Annotated in this window: 12 protein-coding genes; 7 read left to right on the top strand and 5 right to left on the bottom strand. The window is 70.3% G+C overall.

Annotated elements, in window-relative coordinates:
- Positions 1-11: 11 nt before the first annotated feature.
- Positions 12-10,850 carry a type I polyketide synthase gene (locus ABZ824_RS33615; RefSeq protein ID WP_356968192.1) on the top strand — a complete coding sequence of 3,613 codons (10,839 nt, stop codon included), beginning with the start codon at positions 12-14 and terminating at the stop codon, positions 10,848-10,850.
- A gap of 9 nt (positions 10,851-10,859) precedes the next feature.
- Complete coding sequence (locus tag ABZ824_RS33610) at positions 10,860-11,393, top strand: PaaI family thioesterase (protein ID WP_356968190.1); 534 nt, start codon at positions 10,860-10,862, stop codon at positions 11,391-11,393.
- 40 nt (positions 11,394-11,433) lie between these two features.
- Here the strand turns inward: ABZ824_RS33610 and ABZ824_RS33605 are convergent, their stop codons facing one another.
- Together ABZ824_RS33605 and ABZ824_RS33600 are read right to left on the bottom strand one after the other, a co-directional pair.
- A complete protein-coding gene (locus ABZ824_RS33605; RefSeq protein ID WP_356968188.1) occupies positions 11,434-13,464 on the bottom strand; it encodes an NADPH-dependent 2,4-dienoyl-CoA reductase in 2,031 nt (676 codons plus the stop codon).
- 213 nt (positions 13,465-13,677) lie between these two features.
- A complete protein-coding gene (locus ABZ824_RS33600) occupies positions 13,678-14,841 on the bottom strand; it encodes an ROK family protein (RefSeq protein WP_356968186.1) in 1,164 nt (387 codons plus the stop codon).
- Positions 14,842-14,922: 81 nt separating this feature from the next.
- Between ABZ824_RS33600 and ABZ824_RS33595 the strand changes: the two genes are divergently transcribed.
- The 4 genes from ABZ824_RS33595 to ABZ824_RS33580 are packed head-to-tail and all read left to right on the top strand — an operon-like array spanning position 14,923 to position 19,097.
- On the top strand, positions 14,923-16,233 hold the full coding sequence (locus ABZ824_RS33595) for an extracellular solute-binding protein (protein ID WP_356968185.1): 1,311 nt from the start codon (positions 14,923-14,925) through the stop codon (positions 16,231-16,233).
- A gap of 3 nt (positions 16,234-16,236) precedes the next feature.
- Positions 16,237-17,082, top strand: coding sequence for a sugar ABC transporter permease (locus ABZ824_RS33590; protein ID WP_355078385.1), 846 nt, complete (start codon positions 16,237-16,239; stop codon positions 17,080-17,082).
- Between the two features lie 43 nt (positions 17,083-17,125).
- Positions 17,126-17,995 carry a carbohydrate ABC transporter permease gene (locus tag ABZ824_RS33585; RefSeq protein ID WP_356968183.1) on the top strand — a complete coding sequence of 290 codons (870 nt, stop codon included), beginning with the start codon at positions 17,126-17,128 and terminating at the stop codon, positions 17,993-17,995.
- Between the two features lie 13 nt (positions 17,996-18,008).
- Positions 18,009-19,097 (top strand): ABC transporter ATP-binding protein, encoded by a 1,089-nt coding sequence (locus ABZ824_RS33580; protein ID WP_356968181.1) that lies wholly within the window; start codon positions 18,009-18,011, stop codon positions 19,095-19,097.
- Positions 19,098-19,191: 94 nt separating this feature from the next.
- Here ABZ824_RS33580 and ABZ824_RS33575 read toward each other — a convergent pair whose 3' ends face one another.
- Both ABZ824_RS33575 and ABZ824_RS33570 read right to left on the bottom strand, forming a co-directional pair.
- Complete coding sequence (locus tag ABZ824_RS33575; protein ID WP_356968179.1) at positions 19,192-20,007, bottom strand: NAD(P)H-binding protein; 816 nt, start codon at positions 20,005-20,007, stop codon at positions 19,192-19,194.
- Between the two features lie 94 nt (positions 20,008-20,101).
- Positions 20,102-20,827 carry a TetR/AcrR family transcriptional regulator gene (locus ABZ824_RS33570; RefSeq protein WP_356968177.1) on the bottom strand — a complete coding sequence of 242 codons (726 nt, stop codon included), beginning with the start codon at positions 20,825-20,827 and terminating at the stop codon, positions 20,102-20,104.
- A 157-nt stretch (positions 20,828-20,984) separates the two neighbouring features.
- On the opposite strand from ABZ824_RS33570, the gene ABZ824_RS33565 reads away from it, so the two are divergent.
- Entirely contained in the window at positions 20,985-21,917 is a 933-nt protein-coding gene (locus ABZ824_RS33565) for a hypothetical protein (protein WP_356968175.1), read from the top strand.
- A 32-nt stretch (positions 21,918-21,949) separates the two neighbouring features.
- Here ABZ824_RS33565 and ABZ824_RS33560 read toward each other — a convergent pair whose 3' ends face one another.
- A complete protein-coding gene (locus ABZ824_RS33560) occupies positions 21,950-22,594 on the bottom strand; it encodes a GNAT family N-acetyltransferase (RefSeq protein WP_356968173.1) in 645 nt (214 codons plus the stop codon).
- Positions 22,595-22,614 lie beyond the last annotated feature (20 nt).

Below are 22,614 nucleotides of genomic sequence, written 5' to 3'. Positions count from 1 at the left end.
GAGCCCCACCGATGGCCGACACCGACGAGCTACGCCGCTATCTCAAGAAGACGGCGAAGGAGCTCTACGAGACCAAACAACACCTGCGCGAACTCACCGATCGGACGCGGGAGCCCATCGCCATCGTCGGTATGGCCTGCCGGTACCCCGGCGGCGTCCGTTCACCCGAGGACCTGTGGCGCGTCGCCGCCGCGGGCGTGGACGCCGTCGGGGTGTATCCGTCCGACCGTGGCTGGGACCTGGAGCGATTGTTCGATCCCGACCCGGACGTGCCGGGCACGGTCTACACGCGAGAGGGCGGTTTCCTCGATTCCGTCGCCGATTTCGACGCGGGTTTCTTCGGCATCAGCCCGCGCGAGGCCGCCGCGATGGACCCGCAGCAGCGCCTGATGCTAGAGGCGGCGTGGGAAGCGCTGGAAGACGCCGGGATCGACCCGGCCTCGCTGCGCGGTAGCGACACAGGCGTGTTCGCCGGGGTTGCCCACCAGAACTACGGGCCCCGCGTCGGCTCCCCGAATATCACGGCCGAAACGGAAGGCCACGCCTATCTGGGTGTTTCCAACAGCGTGCTGTCGGGCCGGATCGCCTACACCCTCGGGCTGGAAGGTCCTGCCGTCTCGATCGATACGGCATGCTCGTCATCGCTGGTCGCCCTGCATCTCGCGTGCCGGGCGCTACGCAACGGTGACGCCACCCTGGCCTTGGCAGGCGGCGTCACCGTGATGTCGGACCCGTCGCTGCTCATCGCGTTCGCGCGGCAGCGCGCCCTCTCACCCGACGGACGGTGCCGGGCCTTCGCGGCGGCGGCCGACGGGACGGGTTTCTCCGAGGGACTCGGCGTGCTTGTGCTCGAACGGCTCTCCGACGCACGGCGGTTCGGGCACACCGTCCTGGCGGTCGTGCGCGGCAGCGCGATCAACCAGGACGGCGCCAGCAACGGACTGACCGCGCCGAACGGCCGGTCGCAGGAAGCCGTGATCGGGCAGGCGTTGCGCGACGCGGGCCTGGAGCCCGCGGACGTCGACGCGGTGGAGGCGCACGGCACGGGCACGATGCTGGGCGATCCGATCGAAGCCAGGGCACTGATCGCGGCCTACGGCGCCCGGCAGGCCGACGCGCCGCTGCGTCTGGGATCGCTGAAATCCAATATCGGCCACACCTCGGCCGCGGCCGGTGTCGGCGGAGTGATCAAGATGGTGCAGGCCATGCGGCACGAGATGCTGCCGAAGACCCTGCACATCGACGCGCCCACCCCCCATGTGGACTGGTCCGCGGGCACCGTGCGGCTGCTGCGGGACAGCGAGCCGTGGCCCGCCGGTGCCAGGGTCCGGCGCGCGGGCGTGTCGTCGTTCGGCGCCAGCGGCACCAACGCCCACGTCGTCCTCGAGGAAGCGCCCGCCGAGCCCGCCGCGGAAGGGGAGCCCGAGCCCCCTACCACGGCGGGGACCGGGTCGAATCACGCTGCTCTGCAGCACATCCCGTTGCTACTGTCGGCCGGTTCCGGTGCGGCGCTGCGGGCGCAGGCGGATCGCTTGCGACAGTGGATGGCGGACGACCCGGAAACGGACGCCCGGGATATCGCGCACTCGCTGCTCACCTCCCGTGCCCGGCTGGAGTGGCGCGGAGCGGTCGTCGGTCGCGACCGGGACGAACTCCTGGCCGGTCTGGCGGCACTCGCCGAGGGTCGTTCCGCGCCCGGTGTGGTCGAGGACCGCGCCGGATCGGGACGCACGGCGTTCCTGTTCACCGGCCAGGGTGCGCAGCGCGCCGGGATGGGACGGGAACTGTACGCGACGTTCCCGGTGTTCGCGGCGGAGCTGGACCGAGTCTGCGCCGAATTCGATCCGCTGCTCGGAAGTTCGCTGCGGGACCTGCTCCGCGCGGAGGCGGCGGACGGCGACAGCGCGCCGGGACCGCTGGATCGGACCGAGTACACCCAGCCCGCGCTGTTCGCCTACGAGGTGGCGCTGTACCGACTCGCCGAATCGTTCGGCCTGACACCGGATGTGCTGCTCGGCCATTCCATCGGTGAGCTCGCGGCGGCGTATGTCGCCGGAGTATGGTCGCTGCCCGACGCGTGTGCGCTGGTGGCGGCGCGCGGACGGTTGATGGGCGCACTGCCCGCCGGCGGCGCGATGCTGGCCGTGGCGGCGCCGGAAGCGGAGGCGTCGGCCGCGCTCGACGGGTACGCGGGCCGGGTGTCCGTGGCCGCCGTGAACGGGCCCGCTTCCGTGGTGTTGTCCGGTGACGCCGACGCCGTCGCCGAGGTCGAGCGGCTCTTCGCTGCTCAGGGCCGCCGGACGAACCGGCTGCGCGTGAGCCATGCCTTCCATTCGGCGCGGATGGAACCGATGCTGGCCGAGTTCCGTGCCGTGGCCCGCGGTGTGACCTACCGGCAGCCGACGATCCCGATCGTCTCGAACGTTTCGGGCGCACCGGCCGCTGACGAGCTGACCGATCCGGAGTACTGGGTCCGTCAGGTCCGGGCGGCCGTGCGGTTCGCCCCGGGAGTCCAGGCGCTGGCCGCCGGCGGGGTGCGACGATTCCTGGAGATCGGTCCCGACGCGGTGCTGACCGCGATGACCCGCGAATGCCTGACCGAGCAACCCGATATCGAGGCCCGCTGCGCGGTGGTCGCCGCCGCACGACGCGGCGCGGACGAGGTCGGGCAGTTCACCGCGTTCCTGGCCGCCGCCAACGCCGCGGGCGCCGACGTGGACTGGAGCCCGGTGTTCACCGGTCGGCCGGCGCGCCGGGTTCCGTTGCCGACCTACGCGTTCCAGCGTCAGCGGTACTGGTTGCCGCCGACCGACGGCATCGGCGATGTGGGCCGCGCCGGACTGACGGCGATGGACCATCCGATGCTCGGCGCGGCGCTGGCCCTGGCCGGTACGGACGAGTGGCTGTTCACCGGTCGCCTGTCCACGGCGTCGCAGCCGTGGCTGGCCGATCACACGGTGTTCGGCACGGTGCTGTTGCCCGGGACCGCGTTCGTGGAGTTCGCGTTGGCAGCCGGTGCGCGAGTGGATGCCGGGACGATCGACGAGCTGGTCCTGGAGGCGCCGCTGCGGCTGGACGAGGGAACCGAAGTAGATATCCAGATCAGTGTCGAATCGCCCGACGACGCCGGGCGCAGGCGCTTCGTCATCGCCTCGCGGGCCGTCGGCGACTCGACCGCCGGATCCATGCACGCCCGCGGTGTACTCGCTCCCGACACGGGAAACGCGGCGGTGCCCGCTGATACGGACGACCCGTTCCAGGACGCCGACGCGACCACCGGAGCGGCGCTCTACGAACAACTGGCCGCCCGCGGTCTCGACTACGGACCCGCCTTCCAGGGCGTGCGCCGGTTCGTGCGCCGCGGCGACTCCGTCGTAGCCGAGGTGCGGCTCGGCGAGACCGATTCGGACGCTTCGCGCTTCGGCGTGCACCCCGCACTGCTGGATGCCGCGTTGCACGCCGCCGTCGACCTATTGTCCGCTGATTTCGCCGACAGCCAGGCGCCGCTGCCGTTCTCGTTCACCGGCGTGCGGTTGTATCGCGGTGGCGCGAGCGCGGCACGCGTGCTGATCCGGCGGACGGGCTCCGAAGGGGCGCGGGTAGAGCTCCGCGACGATACGGACGCGTTGCTGCTGACGATCGATGCGCTGGGGGCGCGGCCGGTCGACAGCGACGCGGTGCGCAGCGCGCGCTCCGTCGGACCCCACCGTCTCTACGACGTGCGGTGGGCCACGGTGGCTTCCGGTGCCGGGTCCGGCGCGGTGCGGCTGGCGGCGGTCGGCGGACCGTCGGAATCCGCTTTCGAGGAACATTATTCGGATATGGCCGCGCTGGTAGCGGCCGCAGATACCGACACCCCGGGAGCGAACACCCGAGCGCAGCCCGACGCCGTGGTGTGGTTCGCCGAGTCCGGTCCCGGGCACGCCGTCAGCACCGAGGCCGACCGGGTGCGCCGGAGCGTGAACACCGCGCTGGCGGCGGTGCAGTCCTGGTTACGCCTCCCCGAGTCCGGCGACACCCGGCTGGTCGCGGTGACCCGTAACGGCGCCGGACTGCCCGCCGAGGATCCGGATCTGGCCGCCGCGGCGCTCTGGGGCCTGCTGCGCAGCGCGCAGTCGGAGCATCCCGGCCGGATCGTGCTGGTGGACGCCCAGAGCGACGCGGTCATCGGGCCCGAGCTGATCTCGGCGGCCCTCGCGACCGACGAGCCGCAGCTCGCGGCGCGTGGCGGCGAGCTGGTCGCGCCCCGGCTCGCCCGGCGTGACGACGCGCCCGGCGCGGCCGTCACCCTGGGCCGAGGCACGGTGCTGATCACCGGCGGGACCGGTGGGTTGGGCGCGCTGGTGGCCCGGCACCTGGTCGCGACCCACGGTGTGCGGGATCTCGTTCTGGTGTCACGCCGCGGCGAACGGGCCGACGGTGTGCGCGAACTGGTGGCCGAACTGGCCGGACTCGGTGCTCGGCCGCGGGTACTGGCCTGCGACGTCGGCGACCGCGCCGCGGTGCGCGCCCTGCTCGACCAGCTGGCCGACGGTCCGGAGCTGACCGCCGTCGTCCATGCCGCCGGCGTCCTGGACGACGCGACGCTCGACGCACTCACGCCCGACCGGATCGAGCGGGTCTTCGCGCCGAAGGTCGACGCCGCACTACACCTGGACGAACTCACCCGTGACCGGAATCTGTCGGCGTTCGTGCTGTTCTCCTCGATCGCGGCGGTCCTTGGCTCGGCGGGCCAGGGCAACTATGCCGCCGCGAACTCGGTGCTGGACGCGCTGGCCCGGCGGCGCGTCGCGGCGGGCCTGCCCGCGGTCTCGGTGGCCTGGGGCCCGTGGAACCAGAGCGGCGGGATGACCGCCGAACTGGGACGCGCGGGCCTGGACCGCTTGTCCCGCATGGGCTTCCGCCCCTTGGCCGAGTCCGACGGGCTCGCGCTGTTCGACCGGGCGGCGGGCGCGGAGACGTCGCTGGTCGCCGCCGTGGACTTCGATACCGCGGCATTGTCCGCGCAGGCCCGCGCGGATCTGCTGCCGCCGCTGCTGCGTTCGCTGGTAGCGGTACCGCGCCGTGCCGAGGGCGGCGGCGACCTGGCCGAGCGGCTCGCGTCGGCGCCACCGGACCGGCACGACGCGATCGTGCTGGATTTCGTGCGCCATCAGGTCGCCGAGGTACTGGGCCACGCCACGGGCGAACAGATCGAGGCCGACAAGCCGTTCAGCGAACTGGGCTTCGATTCGCTGGGCGCGGTGGACCTGCGCAACCGCCTCACCAAGGCCACCGGTCTGCGTCTGCCGTCGACGCTGGCCTTCGATCACCCGACGTCCGCGGCGGTCGCCCGGCTGCTGCGTTCCCGGATCGACGGCGCGGGGCAGGGCGTCCGCCCGACGCGGAAGCGCGCGCGAGCCGACGAACCGATCGCGATCGTCGGCATGGCCTGCCGGTACCCCGGCGGAGTCGCGTCGCCGGACGATCTGTGGAATTTGGTGGCCTCGGGGACGGACGCCATTTCCGAGTTTCCCGCCGATCGCGGCTGGGATCTCGATCGCCTGATCGATCCCGATCCCGAACACACCGGAACCTCCTACGTGAACGAGGGCGGGTTCTTGACGGACGCGGCCGATTTCGACGCCGGATTCTTCGGCATCGGCCCGCGGGAGGCGAACGCGATGGACCCCCAGCAGCGTTTGCTGCTGGAGGTGTCGTGGGAAGCGCTCGAGCACGCGGGCATCGATCCGACGTCGCTGCGGGGCACCGACACCGGCGTCTACACCGGGGTGATGTACCAGGACTACGAGGTCTTGACCCGCAAGGCCGGATCCGAGGCCGAAGGCTACGTGGGCACCGGCTCGGCGGCCAGCGTGGTCTCGGGACGCATCGCCTATTCGCTCGGTCTGGAAGGCCCCGCGATGACGGTGGATACGGCGTGCTCGTCCTCGCTGGTGGCACTGCACGTGGCGTGCCGTGCGCTGCGACAGGGGGAGAGTTCGCTCGCCCTGGTGGGCGGTGCGACGGTGATGGCCACGCCCACGGTGTTCGTGGAATTCTCCCGCCAGCGCGGACTGGCGCCGGACGGGCGCTGCAAATCGTTCTCGGCCGCCGCCGACGGTGTGGCGTGGGCGGAGGGCGCGGCCGTCCTGGTGGTCGAACGGCTCTCGGACGCACGGCGACTCGGCCACAACGTGCTCGCGGTGGTGCGCGGCAGCGCGGTGAACCAGGACGGCGCCAGCAACGGTCTCACCGCGCCGAACGGTCCGTCGCAGGAGCGGGTGATCGCGGCGGCGCTGGCCGATGCCGGGCTCGGGCCGTCGGACGTGGATGCCGTGGAAGCGCACGGCACCGGAACGACACTGGGCGACCCGATCGAGGCGCAGGCGTTGCTCGCCACCTACGGCCAGGGCCGCCCGGAAGGTCCGCTGCGTGTCGGTTCGCTCAAATCCAATATCGGCCACACCCAGGCGGCGGCCGGTGTGGGCGGCGTGATCAAAATGGTGCAGGCGCTGCGCCACGAGATGCTGCCGAGAACCCTGCACGCGGAGGAACTCTCACCGCATGTGGACTGGTCGGCTGGATCGGTGCGCGTGCTGACCGCCGCCGAATCGTGGACCTCGGGCAGCCGGATACGACGCGCGGGGGTGTCGTCGTTCGGTATCAGCGGCACGAACGCGCACGTGATCCTCGAGGAGGCGCCACCGTCCACGCGTGCCGAGCGACCGGCGGCGGACTCCGGCCCGGTAGCGGGCGGCGTGGTACCGCTGGTGGTCTCCGCGAAATCCGCGGAAGCCCTGCGCGGTCAGGCCGAACGCTTGCGCTCCTGGCTGGCCGACGCGCCGGAGATCGACCCGCGGCGGGTGGCGCGTGCCCTGCTCGACTCGCGCGCGCTGCTGGATCGCCGCGGCGTTGTCGTCGGCCGCGATCGGGAGGAACTGCTCGCCGGGCTGGCCGCGCTGGCGGCGGGAACGACGTCGCCGCACGCGGTCGAGGCACCGGCCGTGCCGGGTACGACGGCCTTCCTCTTCACCGGTGGTGGCGCGCAGCGAGTCGGCATGGGTGCCGGTCTGTACCAGGCGTTTCCGGTGTTCGCGACCGCGCTGGACGAGGTGTGCGCCGAGTTCGACCCGCATCTCGGGGGTTCCCTGCGGGAGGTGATGTTCACCGACGAGGCCGGGGTGCTGGACCGGATGGACTGGATGCAGCCCGCGCTGTTCGCTTTCGAGGTGGCGATGTTCCGGCTGCTCGAGTCGTACGGCCTCCTGCCGGACGTGCTCGCGGGTCACTCGTTGGGCGAACTCGTCGCGGCCTATGTGTCCGGGGTCTGGTCGCTGACCGACGCCTGCGCGCTGGTGGCGGCGCGGGGACGACTGATGGGTGCGGCGCCCGCCGGTGGGGCGATGCTGGCGGCCGCGGTGTCGGAGACGGAAGCGGAGGAACTGCTGACCGGTCTCGCCGACCGGCTCGCGATCGGGGCGGTGAACGGTCCGGAGTCGGTGGTGTTCTCGGGATACGCCGATGCCGTCGACGAGATGCGGCGGCGGCTGACCGAGGCGGGACGGAAGCACACCCTGCTGCGGATCTCCCACGCGTCTCATTCGATGCTGATGGAACCCGTCCTCGAGGAATTCCGCGCGGTGGCGGAGGGACTGACCTATCGCGAGCCCACCGTGCCGATCGTGTCGAATGTATCCGGCACGCGGGCCGGCGACGAAATGCGCGATCCGGGCTACTGGGTGGCGCAGGTGCGCGGCTGTGTGCGCTTCGCGCCCGGGGTGCGCAGCCTCCTCGACTCCGGGGTGCGGCGTTTCATCGAGGTCGGACCGGACGCCGCGCTCACCGCGATGACCGGAGAATGCTTGGCCGAGCGTCCGGAACTGGCGGCGAAGGCACTGGTGGCGGCCTCGTCCAGGCGTTCGGTCGACGAGGTGACCCAGTTCGTCACGCTCCTCGCCCAGTCCTTCGCGGCAGGCGCACCGGTGCGGCTGCGGTCGCTGCTGCCGGGAGCGGACGCACGGGTGGAATTGCCGACGTACGCGTTCCAGCGCCGCCGGTACTGGGTGCGACCGGCTCCCGAAGTCGTGACCGGCTCGTTCGGCCATCCACTGCTGACCAGCGCGGTGCCGGTCGCGGGCAAGGACGAATGGTTGTTCACCGGCCGGTTCTCCGCGCGCACCCAGCCGTGGATCGGCGACCACGCGGTGTTCGGCTCGGTATTGCTGCCCGGGACGGCCTTCGCGGAGATGGCGCTCGCCGCGGGCGCGCAGGTGGACGCCGGGGTGGTCGGCGAATTGCTGCTGCAAGCTCCGTTGCCGCTCACCGCGACCGCCGAGATCGAGCTCCAATTGAGCGTCGGGGCGCGCGACGAGCAAGGGCGGCGCGGATTCGCCGTGCATTCCCGCGCGGCCGATCGGGAGTCCGACGGCACGGACCCGTGGGTGCGGCATGCGAGCGGCGTCCTGACCACCGCCGACGACGACCACGCGCCGGTGTGGAGCGAACCGGTGTGGCCGCCGTCCGGCGCGGAGCCGTCGGACGGGTCGCTCTACGACCGGCTGGCGGAGCGCGGCTTCGACTACGGTCCCGGTTTCCAGGGCGTCACCGCGTTGTGGACGCGCGGCGAGCAGACCTTCGCCGAGGTGTCGCTCGACGAATCCGTGGGCGTCGCGGCGGCTCCGTTCGGCATCCATCCGGCGCTGCTGGACGCATGCCTGCACGCGGCGCTCGGCGAGCTGATCGGCGACCTGCCCGCCGGGCAGGTGCCGTTGCCCTTCTCCTTCACCGGTGTGCGCTTGTGGCGCTCCGGTGTCACCGCGGCGCGCGTTCGCGTCGTCCGGGATGCCGAGGGGCAGGTCACGATCGACATCGCGGACGACACCGGCTCGCTCGTCGCGCGCATCGATGCGGTCTCCGCACGTCCGATCGCGGCCGACGCGCTGGGTGCGGCGCATGCGGGACGCCGTACGGCACCCCTGACGCTGAGCTGGACGCGCGCGGAGCTACCCGCGCTGCGGGCGGTGCCCGACCGTGTGGCGACGATGGGGCAGGCGCGAGTATCCGGTGTCGACCGTCACTACCTCGACGCGTCGGAAGTCGCTGCGGCCGAACAGGTTCCGGATATCGTCGTCTGGTCGCTCCCGGAGGGGCTCGCGGCCACCGCTGACCCGGTCGAGCCCGGGACGGTGCGGGAGGCGACCCGCACCGCCTGGGAGCTGCTGCGCTCCTGGTTGTCGCTCGAGCGGCTGGCGGACACTCGCCTCGTGGTGGCGACCCGCCGCGCGACGGGCCTGAACGGCGAACCGGTCGATCTGGCCGCCGCCGCCGTCACCGGTTTGGTCCGCAGCGCACAGTCGGAACAACCGGGTCGTTTCGTGCTGCTGGACCACGACGGAGACCTGGACGCCGCGACGGTGCTCGGCGTGCTCGAATCGGGGCACGCCCAAGTGGCGGTCCGCACGGGCGAGATCTACCTCCCGCGCCTGGCCTATGGCGACGTACCTGCCGAAGATCCCGGAAACATCCGTAGTACGAGTGCTTTCGGCGATGGCACGGTGCTGGTCACGGGCGGAACCAGCGGATTGGGCGCGGTGATCGCGCGGCACCTGGTCACCGCACACGGTGTCCGGCATCTGCTGCTGGTGTCGCGGCGCGGCGCGGCGGCCGACGGTGTCGCGGAACTGATCGCCGAGCTGGAACGGCTCGGTGCGCGCACCCGGGTCGCCGCGTGCGACGTGGCCGATCGCGCGGCCTTGGCCACCGTGGTCGAGTCGATCGGGACCGAGCACCCGCTGTCGGCGGTGATCCACTCCGCGGGCCTGATCGACGACGCCACCATCGAGACGCTGACCGTCGAGCGGATCGATCGCGTACTCGCGCCCAAGGTCGACGGCGCGCTGCACCTGGACGAGCTCACCCGGGGCCACGACCTGGCCGCGTTCGTCGTGTTCTCCTCGGCCGCGGCGATTCTCGGGTCGCCCGGACAGGGCAACTACGCGGCCGCGAACGCGTTCCTCGACGGGCTCGGGCAGGCCCGGCGCGCGCAGGGGCTGCCCGCCTTGTCGGTCGCCTGGGGTTTGTGGAACCAGGACACGGGCATGACCGCCGAAATGGACCGGGCCGCGCTGGCGCGGCTGGAGCGTATGGGTCTGCGGATCCTCGGTGACTCCGACGGTACGGCGCTGTTCGACGCGGCGCTCGCCACGGATGCGGCCATGGTCGCCTGCGTCGAGTTCGACAAGTCCGCCCTGGCCGCGCAGGCGCGTGCGGGGCTGCTGCCCGAAGTGCTGGGCGGCTTGGTCGCCGGCCGCGCCCGCCGGGTATCCAGCGCAACCGCCACCGGCGGACTGCTGGCCGACCTGCTCGCCACCGCGCCGGAGGACGAACGCGACGCGCTGGTGCTCGGATTCGTCCGCGAACACGCCGCGGCGGTGCTGGGATACCAGTCCGCGGCGGCGATCGATCCCGAAACTCCGTTCAACGAGATGGGTTTCGATTCGCTCGGCGGCGTCGAGCTGCGCAACCGGTTGTCGGAGGGCACGGGCACGCGACTGCCCTCGACGCTGGTGTTCAACTACCCGACGGTGAGCGCGGTGGCGAAACTGCTGCGGTCGCAATGGGAAGCGACCGCGACCACCTCGGCGATCGATGACCAGATCGCCGCGCTCGCCGCGCTGCTGGCGACCCTGCCGTCGCAGGAGGACAAGGCGCGGCTGGCCGAGCGGATCCGCGCGACGCTGACCGACGCCATCGACGAACCCGCGCCCGAGCCCGCGCCGGTCGCCGATCAGGGCCGCGACGCCGTCGAGGCGGCCGCCACGGCGGACGAACTGTTCGCTCTCATCGACCAGCAGATCAGCGGAAAGTAGAGGAAGGCCATGACATCCGACGACGTGTCGGCGATCGAAGTGACCGATGGCGTGCGCTCGCTGCACCTGGAGTGGGACGACCCCGGCATCGCCGTGCTGGGCATGATCCAGCTCACCAGGGACGAACTCGTCGAGCGCATCCGTACCGGCGAACTGCCGCTGCCGCCACTGGCCAAACTACTCAACATCGAGGTCGTCGACGCCGCGCCGGGGCGGATGACGCTGCGCCTCACGCCGGACGAGCGGCATGTGAACTTCCTCGGTGTGGTCGGTGGCGGCGTGGTCGGCGCGGTGCTCGACGTCGCGATGTGGGGTGCGGTGCAACTGTCGGTGCAGGACAAGTCCATGCTCACGACGGTGAGCATGACGTCCAATCTGGTGCGCGGGGTCTCGCACACCCAGGGGGCGTTGGAGGCGGTCGCGGAGGCGGTGCACGTCGGCCGGACGACGGCCACCGCCGAGAGCCGTCTCGTCGATGCCGCGGGGAAGGTCTACGCGACCGCGACGGCCACGTTCGTCCGGATGGGCGGCGGCAACGGGTGAATTCCGACGGCCCGGGACCAGGTCCCCGGGCCGTGCGAATTCAGAGTTCGGCCGCGAGCTGGGTGCCCTGCTGGATGGCGCGCTTGGCGTCGAGCTCCTTCGCCTCGTCGGCGCCGCCGATGAGATGCACCCGCACGCCATGGGATTCGAGCTGGTCGTACAGGTCGCGCACCGATTCCTGGCCCGCGCACACCACCACGTTGTCCACTTCGATCACGCGCGGCGCCTGCCGCTGCGGACCGAAGCTGACGTGCAGTCCGCGATCGTCGATCCGTTCGTAGTTGACCCCGCCGATCTGCTGGACTCCGCGCGCGTCCAGCGCGGCGCGGTGGATCCAGCCGGTCGTCTTACCCAAGGTCAGTCCGAACGGTCCCGACTTGCGTTGCAGCAGGGTCACTTCCCGGATCGCCCTGGCAGGCTGAGGGGTTCGCAACTGGCCGCGAGCGTAGATGTCGTCGGTGACACCCCACTCGTCGCGCCATTCGTCGAGCGCGAGGGGGCCTTGGTGGACCGCGGTCAAGAATTCGCCGACGTCGAACCCGATTCCGCCCGCACCGACGACGGCCACCCGGTTGCCCACGGGCTTCTCCTGCCGGATCAGTTCCGGATAGGACAGCACCATGGGGTGATCGATGCCGGGGATCGCGGGAATTCGAGGGCGCACGCCGGTGGCCAGCACCACCTCGTCCCAGCCACCCGCGGCGAGTTGTTCGGCGGTGGCCCGGGCATTCAGATGCACGGTGACGCCGGTGAGTTCGAGTTTGCGCCGGTAATACCGGATCGTCTCGTCGAACTCCTCCTTGCCGGGGATGCGGCGGGCGAGGTCGAATTGTCCGCCGATCCGGTCCTCGGCTTCGAACAGTTCCACCTGGTGTCCGCGCTCGGCCAGGCCGATCGCGGCCGACAACCCGGCGGGACCGGCGCCGACGACGGCGACGCGCTTGGCCCGCCTGGTGGGCAGCAGTTGCAGCAGCGTCTCGTGGCACGCGCGGGGATTCACCAGGCAGGACACGGTCTGCCGGGTGAAGGTGTGGTCCAGGCAGGCCTGGTTGCATGCGATGCAGGTGTTGATCTCGTCCACCCGCGATCCGGCGGCCTTGTTCACCCATTCCGGATCGGCCAGCAGCGGGCGGGCCAGCGAGATGAGATCCGCCTCGCCGCGCTCCAGGATCTGCTCGGCGACCTCGGGCATGTTGATCCGGTTCGACGCGCACACCGGAATCGAGACATGTTCCTTGAGCGCCGCGGTGTATCCGACGAACGCGGCACGTGGCACCGAGGTGACGATCGTCGGCACCCGCGACTCGTGCCAGCCGATATCGGTGTTGATGACGTCGACTCCGGCGGCTTCGAGTTCCTTCGCCAGGTCGATGATCTCGGCGTAGGTCTGCCCGTCCTCGACGAATTCGGCCAGCGACATCCGGAACATGATGAGCAGGTCGTCGCCGACGGCGGCCCTGGTCCGTGCGGCGACCTCGACCGGGAATCGCCGCCGGTTCGCCGCCGATCCGCCCCAGCGATCGGTCCGGGTGTTGGTGCGCGGCGCGAGGAACTGGTTGATCAGAAAGCCTTCGCCGCCCATGATCTCGACGCCGTCGTATCCGGCCAGCCGCGCCAACCGCGCGCAGCGCACGTGATCGGCGATCGTGGTCTCGATCTCCTGCTCGGTGAACGCCCGCGGTTCGAACGCGGTGAGCGGCGACGCCACCGCCGAGGGCGCCAGATTGGTGGGGATGTTCGAATCGCGCCCACCGTGCAGGATCTGCAGCGCGATCTTGCCCCCCGCTTCGTGAACGGCGTCGGTGATCACGCGGTGCCGCTCGGCGTCGGTCTCGTCCAGCATCGCGCACGCGAACGGCCACAGCCATCCGTCGCGGCTGGGGGAGTAGCCGCCGGTGACGATCAGCCCCACGCCGCCGCGTGCGCGTTCGGCGAAGAACGCGGCCAGCCGGTCGATGTGCCAGGCCCGATCTTCCAGCCCGGTGTGCATGGAGCCCATGACAACTCGGTTGCGGAGTTTCACCCTCCCCAGCTCGATCGGCGACAGCAAATGCGGAAAGGCGGAACTCATGGGATGAACCTAACGGTAGCTACCCACCTCCGCAATGGCTGGCGCGGCATGCCATCTGCGATGTACGGCCCGATACGGACAACCGGGTGTTCTGAGGGCGACAACCCGGCAATCTCCGACTCGACCGCCTTCGCCGCCACCGCGAACCAAGCGCCGGGCACGGCTTCGCTACCCGCCGTGCCGAGCGCATACGCCGGGAAGGCCCGCAGCGGATCACACCTCCTGTCGCGCGGCGACCATCGCGTCCACGGTCGCCGGGGACAACATCTCGTCCGCGACCAGACCCGCCAGCCCCACGAACGCGCCGTTCTCACCCAGCCGCGAGGGGCCGAGGTCGAGATCGCGCAACGCGCTCGGGTGCGCGTTCGACTCGACGCCGCGCCGCACCCCCTCGAGAAACGGCGGCAGCACCCCGATCGCCCCGCCGACGCGGACATGAGCCGGATTCACGATCGACACCATCGTCGCGAGCACGGTACCGACCAGGCGCCCGGCCCGCTCGGTCGCGCGAATCGCCTCGGGGCTGCCGTGGCCGACCAGCCGGACCACGTCGGCCGTCATGCGTACGCCCAGTTCCCGGGCCAGCGCCTGCCCGCCCGCGCCCGCCGCCACACAACCACGGCGGCCGCAGCTGCAGAGCTGCCGACTGCCCTCGATCCGCAGGTGTCCGATCTCGCCCGCCGAGCCGCTCACGCCACGGTGCACGCGTCCGGAGATCACCACGCCCGCACCGATTCCGGTCCCCACCTTCACACCGACGAGCGTCGCGGCCGGACGGTCCAGCGCGCGGAAGTCGCCGAATGCCAGCGCATTCGCGTCGTTCTCCAGCAGCACCGGGACACCGAGCGCGTCGGCGAACGGTTCGCGCAGCGCAGCGCCGTTCCAGTCCGGCATGGTCGGCGGCGCGACGGTCACTCCGCTGTCGTGGTCGATCTGGCCCGGCACCGACAGGCCGATCGCGCACAAGGTTTCGGCTCGCCCGGTCCGCCGCAACAGCTTCCTTCCCGTGTCGAGCAGCATCGGCACGACCTCGGTCGGACTGTGCCGCAGGGGCAACCGCCGGTGTTCTCTCGCGAACACCGTCCCGCGCAGGTCGACCACGGCCAGCGTGGCATGGCTCTGTCCGAGATCGGCGACGAGCGCGGTGCTTCCGGTGTCGTCGACCTCGAGCATTTCGGCGCGTCGTCCTCCGCTCGATTCCTTGCGCCCCGCGTGGCGGACGAGCCCGAGACCACGCAGCGCCTCCAGCCGCTCGGTCAGCGTCACCCGCGACAACCCCGCGAGTTCCTGCAGCTCGAGCCGGGTCAGTGGCCCCGTGGCGCGCAGCAGGGCGAGCACATGTCCTGGCGAAGTGGGGCTGGAGGGTGTCGCGGGCATATTGACAATATCTCTCAGCGCACTTATGTTAACCAACCTGACAAAAGTCTGAAACCCGTTGTGCCCTAACAGGAGCCATGCATGCTGGTATCCGGTTCGACGCGCAGATCCTTCCTGCGCGCGGTGGGCTCCGGCGCGGCGGCCCTGTCCGCCGCGGCCTGCACCGGATTCGCGACCAGCGGCAACGGCGGCATGATCTTCCTGTCCACCCAGTTCCGTCCCGCCGACGAGGCCGAGCGTTTCCGTACCCTGCTTGCCGCCGCCGCGCCCGGCGTCGGCTACGTGACCATCGAGGAGAGCCCGTTCGCGAGCCAGGTGCGCAGCCAGGTCGACGCCGGCGCGACCAAGATCGGTCTGCTCGGCGGTCTGCACGGCGACCTCGCCCCGCTCGCCGACGGCTACCTGGAAGACCTCACCGGTTTGCTCGCCGACTTCGGCGCCCGCGGCTGGTCGGCGGAATACCTGAAACTCGCGAAGGTCGGCACCGACCGTACGTGGTACATCCCATGGGCCACGGCGAGTTACGTCCTCGCCGCGCACGCGGACGCGCTCGAACACCTGCCGCCCGGAGTCGATGCCGCGTCGCTGACCTACGACCAGTTCCTCGACTGGGCCGTCGCCGCGCGCCGCGCCAATGGCAATCGCCCCGTGCTCGGCCTGCCCGCGGGCCCCAAGGGCCTGCTGCACCGGTTCGTCCAGGGCTTCCTGCTGCCCTCGTTCACCGGCGGCCAGATCACCACGTTCCGCTCGAACGAGGCCGTGACGGCCTGGCAGTACCTGCGTGAGCTGTGGGCCAACTGCGTCCAGTCGAGCACGAATTTCGACTTCATGCAGGAGCCGCTCGACAGCGGCGAGGCGCGGATGGCGTGGGACCACGTCGTGCGCTTGGTCCACGCGCCCGAGCGCGACCCGCGCGACTGGCGGATGCTTCCGGCGCCGCGGGGCGCACACGGCCTCGGCTATATGGCCGTGATCGCCGGGCTCGCGATCCCCAAGGGCAGTACGGACCCCGAACTCGCGCAGCGGACGATCAGCACGCTCACCCGCCCGGAAACCCAACTGCGGCTGCTTCGTTCCAACGGCTTCTTCCCGGCGGTCGACACGGCGATCCCCGCCGATCTGCCACCGGCTGTCCAGCTCGAGGCCGACGCGGTGCGCAAGCAGCAGGAGGCGCCCGGCGCCATTCTCTCGTTGCCGCCGGTGGGTCTGGGCCAGCGTGAAGGTGAGGTGAGCAAGGTCTTCAAAGACAGCTTCCGTTCGATCGTGCTCGACGGGGCGGATATCCGCTCCACGCTGGATCAGCAGGCCCGGGTGCTGCAAGGCATCCTCGACGAGCTGAAAGTGCCGTGCTGGGCGCCCGACCCGGCCGCACAGCTCTGCCGGGTGGGATGAGCCATGATGTCGCGTCTACGCTCCCCGTGGATCCTGCTGCTGCCGTCGATCGTCCTGATGTCGGCCCTGTTCGGCTGGCCGCTCGTGCAGGCCGTGCTCGAGGCGTTCCGTGGCGGCGACGGATTCACCCTCGCCAACTGGGACCGGCTGTTCGACGATCCCTATGTCCTCCCCGCGCTGCGCAACACCCTCCTGCTGATCGCGATCGTCGTGCCGGTCCAACTGGTGCTCGCCGTCGCCATGGCGCTGCTCATGCAGGCCCGGCCGCGGTTCGCCGGCGGCCACTTCTACCTGTGGTGCCTGCCGCTGGCGATCTCCGAACTGGCCGCGGGCCTGGTATGGCTGTCCATCTTCGACAACCGCGGCTACCTGAACTCGCTGCTGGTCGGCATCGGGCTCTCCGACGACGGCGTGCAGTGGCTCGGCTACCGGAACGCGGGCACCATGCTGCTCGCCGTGGTGGTCGCCGAGATCTGGCGCGCGACGTCACTGGTGTTCGTCATCGTGGTGGCGGGCGTGCAGATGATCCCGCGCGACTACGACGAGGCCGCGCAGGTGTTCGGAGCGAACCTGTGGCAGCGGCTGCGGCATGTGACGCTGCCGCTGCTGGGTCCGAGCTTGCAAGTGGCGCTGATCTTACGGACCATCCTCGCGCTGCAGGCTTTCGCCGTGGCGCAGGCATTGACCGGCCGGGACTTTCCGCTGCTGGTCGGCGAGACCTACGAGTGGTACGCGAATCTGCAGAATCCCGCGGTCGCCAGCGCTGTCTCGCTGATCGTGCTGGCGATCTCGCTCGCTACCGCGGTGTTCTACCTGCGTGCGGTCCGGCAGCCGGAGCAGGCCCGATGAGTCGTGATCATGCGGCAGAGGGCCGAAGGAGGCGAGGAGCGCGATGAACTCGGCCGAGGCGCCGTCGCGGCGCGTGCTGCCACCCATCGACCGCGCACCCCTGCGCAGGCGCCGCCTGCGCGCGGTGGGGGTGCAGGCGGCCTGCACTGCTGTAAGCCTGTTCATGGCGCTGCCGATCGTGCTCATCGGACTCGCCGCGTTGTCCTCCCGCGAGGCGCTCAACGAGTTCCCGAAGTCGCTCGTCCCGAAGGAGTTCTCCACCGAGACCCTGGTCTCGTTCTTCCGCGCGACCGGGACCCTTGCCGCACTGGGCAACTCGGTGCTGGTCGGCCTCTACACGGTGTTCTGGTCGCTGGTGATCGGCGCGCCCGCGGGATACGCGCTGGCCCGTCATGCTTTTCGCGGCAAAGACACCTACCAGGTCTTCATTCTCTTCGTGCGGGCGCTGCCGATCGTGGTGCTCTCGGTGCCGCTGGCCACGGTGTTCCTGCGGATCGATGTGTACGACACGGTGTTCGCCGTGACATTGGTGCACACCACGCTCGCATTGCCGACCACCGTGCTCATCACGGCGAGCATCTTCGTCGCGGTGCCGCCGGATCTGGAGGAGGCGGCCCGGGTCTTCGGGTGCAGTCGATGGCAGGCCGCGCGCCGGGTCGTGGTGCCGCTCGCGCTGCCGGGTCTGGCGGCGTCATCGATCTTCACATTCGTCCTGTCGTGGAACGAGATCCTCGGCGCGACGATCGTGACGCTCGGGCACCGCACGCTGCCCGCGCAGGTGCTCACGGCGCTGGGTGAGGCGTCGACCGCGTACCGCTTCGCCGGTGGCTTCGCGCTGATCATCCCGGCGCTGGCGTTCATCTTCGTGATGCGGCGCTACCTGGTGAACATGTGGGGGACGACGCTCAGATGACAGGGGTTCGCTGATGGCCGAGGTGATTGTCCGGGATCTGGTGAAGACCTATCCCGGCGGCACGGCGCGTGCTACCGACGAGGTCTCGCTGGAGATCGCCGACGGCGAGTTCATGGTGCTGTTGGGGCCTTCCGGCTGCGGCAAGACGACCTTGCTGCGCATGATCGCCGGGTTGGAGCTGCCGGACTCGGGGCAGATCGTGATCGGCGGCAAGGACGTCACCTACCTCGAACCGCGGCGGCGCAACCTGTCGATGGTCTTCCAGTCCTACGCGGTCTTCCCCAACAAGAAGGTCGCCGACAATATCGGCTTCGGCCTGCGCGTGCACGGTGTGCCCGCCGAGGAGATCCGGCGCAAAGTCGCCTGGGCCGCCGAACTGCTGCAACTCACCCCGTACCTGGACCGCTACCCGGCGCGGCTGTCCGGCGGGCAGCGCCAGCGTGTCGCGGTGGCGCGGGCCATCGTGATGGACGCCGACGTGCTGCTCATGGACGAGCCGCTGTCCAACCTGGACGCGCTGCTGCGGCTGTCGTTCCGGGCCGAGCTGAAACGACTCGTCGCGGAACTCGGCACCACCACCGTCTACGTCACCCATGACCAGGTCGAGGCGCTGTCGCTGGGCAACCGTGTCGCCGTGATGCGGGACGGAGCGATCGTCCAGTGCGGCCCACCGACCGAGGTCTACGACGACCCGGCGACGGAATTCGTCGGCGGTTTCCTCGGCAGCCCGCCGATGAACTTCCTCACCGGCGTGGTCTCCGCGGCGGAGGACGGGCCGCGGATCGACCTGGGCGGGCAATCGCTCGCCGTGCCCGCGGCGCTGTCGTCGTTCGAGGGCGGCACCCTCCGGCTCGGTATCCGCCCCGAGGCCATCGTGGTGCGCGAAGGCCCCGCGGACTCGACGGTGCGCGGTGAACTCGAAGTGCTCGAGCCACTCGGCTCCTCGACCCTGCTCACCACCCGCGTCGGCGGTCAGACCGTAAAAGTCCAAGCGCCGCCGAGCTTTCGTGCCGCCGAGGGCGACCCCTCCGATCTCTACCTGCCACCCGAAGCGTGCCGTTGGTACGACCCGGAAACCGGAATGCTGCTGAATCTCGACTGATCCGCCACGGGGCGACTGCGGCACGGAGCCGCCGCGCCCGGTCGCGGCACGCCCCTACCAGTACCTTCGATCGGCGGTAATCCTGCGCGGATGATCACCGGAAGGCGTCCGCGTGGGCCGTGGCCCACTGACCGAACGTCCGTGGCGCGCGGCCGATGACCTCTTCTACCGTCGGTCGGACAATGGATTCGTCGATGGCTCCGTTCACGTAGAAGTCGAAGAAGGCGTCCACGTACTCGACGGGGGTGGTGCGGAGCATGTCGGCGCGGGCCTCCTCGTCGCCGAGGCCCTGACAGATGAGGTCGCGGCCGATGGCCTCGGCCAGGATCGCGACCTGCTCGGCGGGCGTGAGCGGCTCCGGCCCCGTAGGCCAGAGGATTTCGCCGTGATGACTGTTGTCCCGCAGTACGGTGGCGGCTACCGCGCCGATGTCCTGCGGATCCAGAGCGGCCGTGCGCACCTCGGGGAACGGAGCGCGAATCACGTCTCCTTCGCGCAGCTGGGGGAGCCAGCGCAGGGCGTTGGAGGCGAAGGCGCAGGGGCGCAGAATGGTCCATGCCGCAGCGTATTCGGTGACTTCCCGCTCGGAGGCCATCATATAGCGGGTGATGGCATTGGAGGTGTCGCCGGTGCCCGCGGAAACACCCGACAGTTGCACGATGTGTTCGACGCCGGCCTTCGCGGCCGCCTGCGCGACCGCTGGATAACCGGGCAGCAGGAACAACGCACGTACCCCGTCGAAACTCAGGGTCTCCGGAGACGTGAGGTCGCCCGCCACGGCTTCCGCTTCCGGGGGTACGACTGCACGCTGCGGATCGCGCACCAGCGCGCGCACCGGCTCGCCCGCCGCGGCCAGGGCTTGCACAACTTCGGCGCCGACATTGCCGGTCGCTCCTGTCACGAGAATCATTGCGCTGATCCTTCCAGTTCCCAACGTTTTTCGCGGCACCGTTGCAGGTACCTGCAACGCACTGTGCAACCTTTGCCCTCCATCCGGCGGAGGATCACGCTGTGAGATGTACGCCTATACCGTCGAGGAGTCTGCCGAGCCCGAATTCGAACAAGCCCTCGGCGACGGCATCGATGTCGTGGTTCTCCGGAGGACCGGCACTGAACATGGCCAGCGTGGCCGGATAGCGCTCCGGCTGCCCGTACCGCTGGATCATCGCCGGATCGAGGGTCGGACCGACGTGCCCGGCCGAGTCGCGCCCCTGGGCCGGATCGATCGCCAGCCGGGCGGCGCCGCCGACGAAAGCGGTGACGCACAAAACGATTTCGGCGACGCCGCGGGGTGGGAGCCCGGCCGCGATGAGCGCACCCATCGCGGCCTCACCCCACGCGGCCTCGTTCGGTCCCATGCAGCGATTGCTCGCGCCCACCGCCAGCACCCACGGGTGACGAAGGTACAGCTCCCGGGTACAGCGCGCCCACAGCTCGAGCGCGGCACGCCAGTCGCCTTGCGGAAGATCCGGCGGTTCCGACATGGTCGCGTCGAACATCAGGGCGACGAGTTCGTCCTTGCCCGGCACATATCGATACAGCGACATGGTGGCCGCGCCCAACTCTTTGGCGACACGCTGCATGGACAGTGCGCCGATGCCTTCCTCATCCGCGATGGCCACCGCCTCTCCGACGATCCGGTCCAGGCTCAGTGCCGGCCGGGGGCCACGGCCGGACCGCCGGCCGCCGGTCCATAGCAGCTGTGCCACACGCGGCAGTTCATCGGTCATGTTCGCTCCTCGCGATCATACTGCGTATGGCCTACGCGTTGCGTATAGGCTACGCAGTACTTTGTCGTCTCCGATGTCCGGGGTGGTTGACCATGGCAGCACCTGCCAGACATGCGTATCCGCGTGCGGAAATCGTCTCGGCCGGCAGGCGCCGGGCATGAGCCTGGCCGGACTGGGGCTGACCACGGAGCAGGAGCGCGTCTACCGAGAACTGCTGCGCACCCGTCCCGGCATCGCCTCGCATGCGGGCGGCGCGGGCCGGGGCGATGCCGGTGCGGGGAGCGTGCTCACCGAACTGCGCGTCCTCGGTTTGGTGGACGAGAACCTCACCGCGGTGCCGCCGGCGGCCGCGGTGGATCTGCTGGTGCGGCGGCGGATCACCGAGGCGCAGCAGCAGTTCGAAGGCCTTGCTGCCGCCTGGGAGGCGTTGCGGGAATTGACCGAGGAGCAACGCACCGGCCGACCGGCAGGGCTGCTCGAGCAACTGTCGAACGGGCCGGAGACCACGCGGCGCATCGGCGCATTGCTGACGGATCACCCCGGTGAGTTCGCGGCGTTGCGGACCGATGCGCTGTACGACGAATCTCGGCACCCCCATGTCCGGCACGGCCGCCTGCTGATGGCGGGGCTGCGCAGCCGCACCCTGTTTCCCGTACACACACTGGAGGATCCCCGGCAGGTCGCCCACGCAAGCCGTCTCCATGCGTTCGGCGAGCTGCATCGGGTGACGACCGAAGCGGTCTGGCCGCTGACCCTCGTCAACCGGTCGGTCGCCTTCGTGCCTGCCGATCTCTCCGATCCGGAGGCGGGTGTGCTCCAGATCCGGCGTACCGGGGTGGTCCGGATATTGGCGGAGGTCTTCGACGGCATCTGGAACCGCGCACGCGACCTGGACGAACTTCCGGTCTCCCCCGTCGAGCAGCGGGTCTTGCGCGCGCTTACCCGCTACGACACCGACGACTCGGCGGCACGTGCGCTGAATGTCTCGGTGCGCAAGTTCCGCGGTCATGTCGCCGACCTGATGGACCGGCTGGGCGCACGCACCCGATTCCAGGCCGCCCTGCTGGCCAAGGAACGCAACTGGCTCTGACCGGCTGCGAGCTGTCCGGAATCCGCGGGCTCCTATGTGCGCTCACCCGGGCGGACCATGGTCAACTGATGAATCCGCCTGCTCTCATATCGCATTCCGGGAATCACCGGGGTCGAGCCGATCGGAGTGAACCCCATGCGGGTGAAAAACCTTACCGCTCGGATGTTCTCGACTTGCGTCTGCAGATGGCAGCCGACGCCGTTCTCGTCCAGCCGGGCGAACCACCGGTTCATCAGAGCGGCGGCGGCTCCGGTTCCGCGCGCATCGGCGGCCACGGCGATATGCAGGTGTGCGGGCCAGCGCACGTCCTGGAAGTCACCCGCCGTGGGCCGGCGTCGGATCGCGGCCACGAGGGTGTCGACCATGGCGACGCCGAAGAACCTGGCCGGCGTCGGGCGCAGGAACAATCGGTAGGCGCGGATCGCCCGCTCGATCCGCTCGGACTCACTGGGAAACCTCCAGCTGTCCGCGCAGCCCGTCAGATATCCGACCAGCTTGCCGTTCACGACCGCCACGAACACCGACTCGGGCTCCAGATCCAGATATGGATCGAGGTAGATCGACGCCTCGGATTCCCGATCACCCCACAGCGAGGCGACGGGTGAGCCCGCACTCGCCCGAGCGAACAACTCCCGCAACTCCGGTCGGTCGGCGGTTTCGAATCGGCGAATCTCCACGGCGGTCCGTCTTGTCGATT

It is taken from the genome of Nocardia sp. NPDC047038, assembly GCF_040644075.1.
GTDB lineage: Bacteria > Actinomycetota > Actinomycetes > Mycobacteriales > Mycobacteriaceae > Nocardia > Nocardia sichangensis.
Note: the sequence above shows the minus strand (reverse complement) of the source record. Positions and strands in the feature narration are given on the sequence as shown.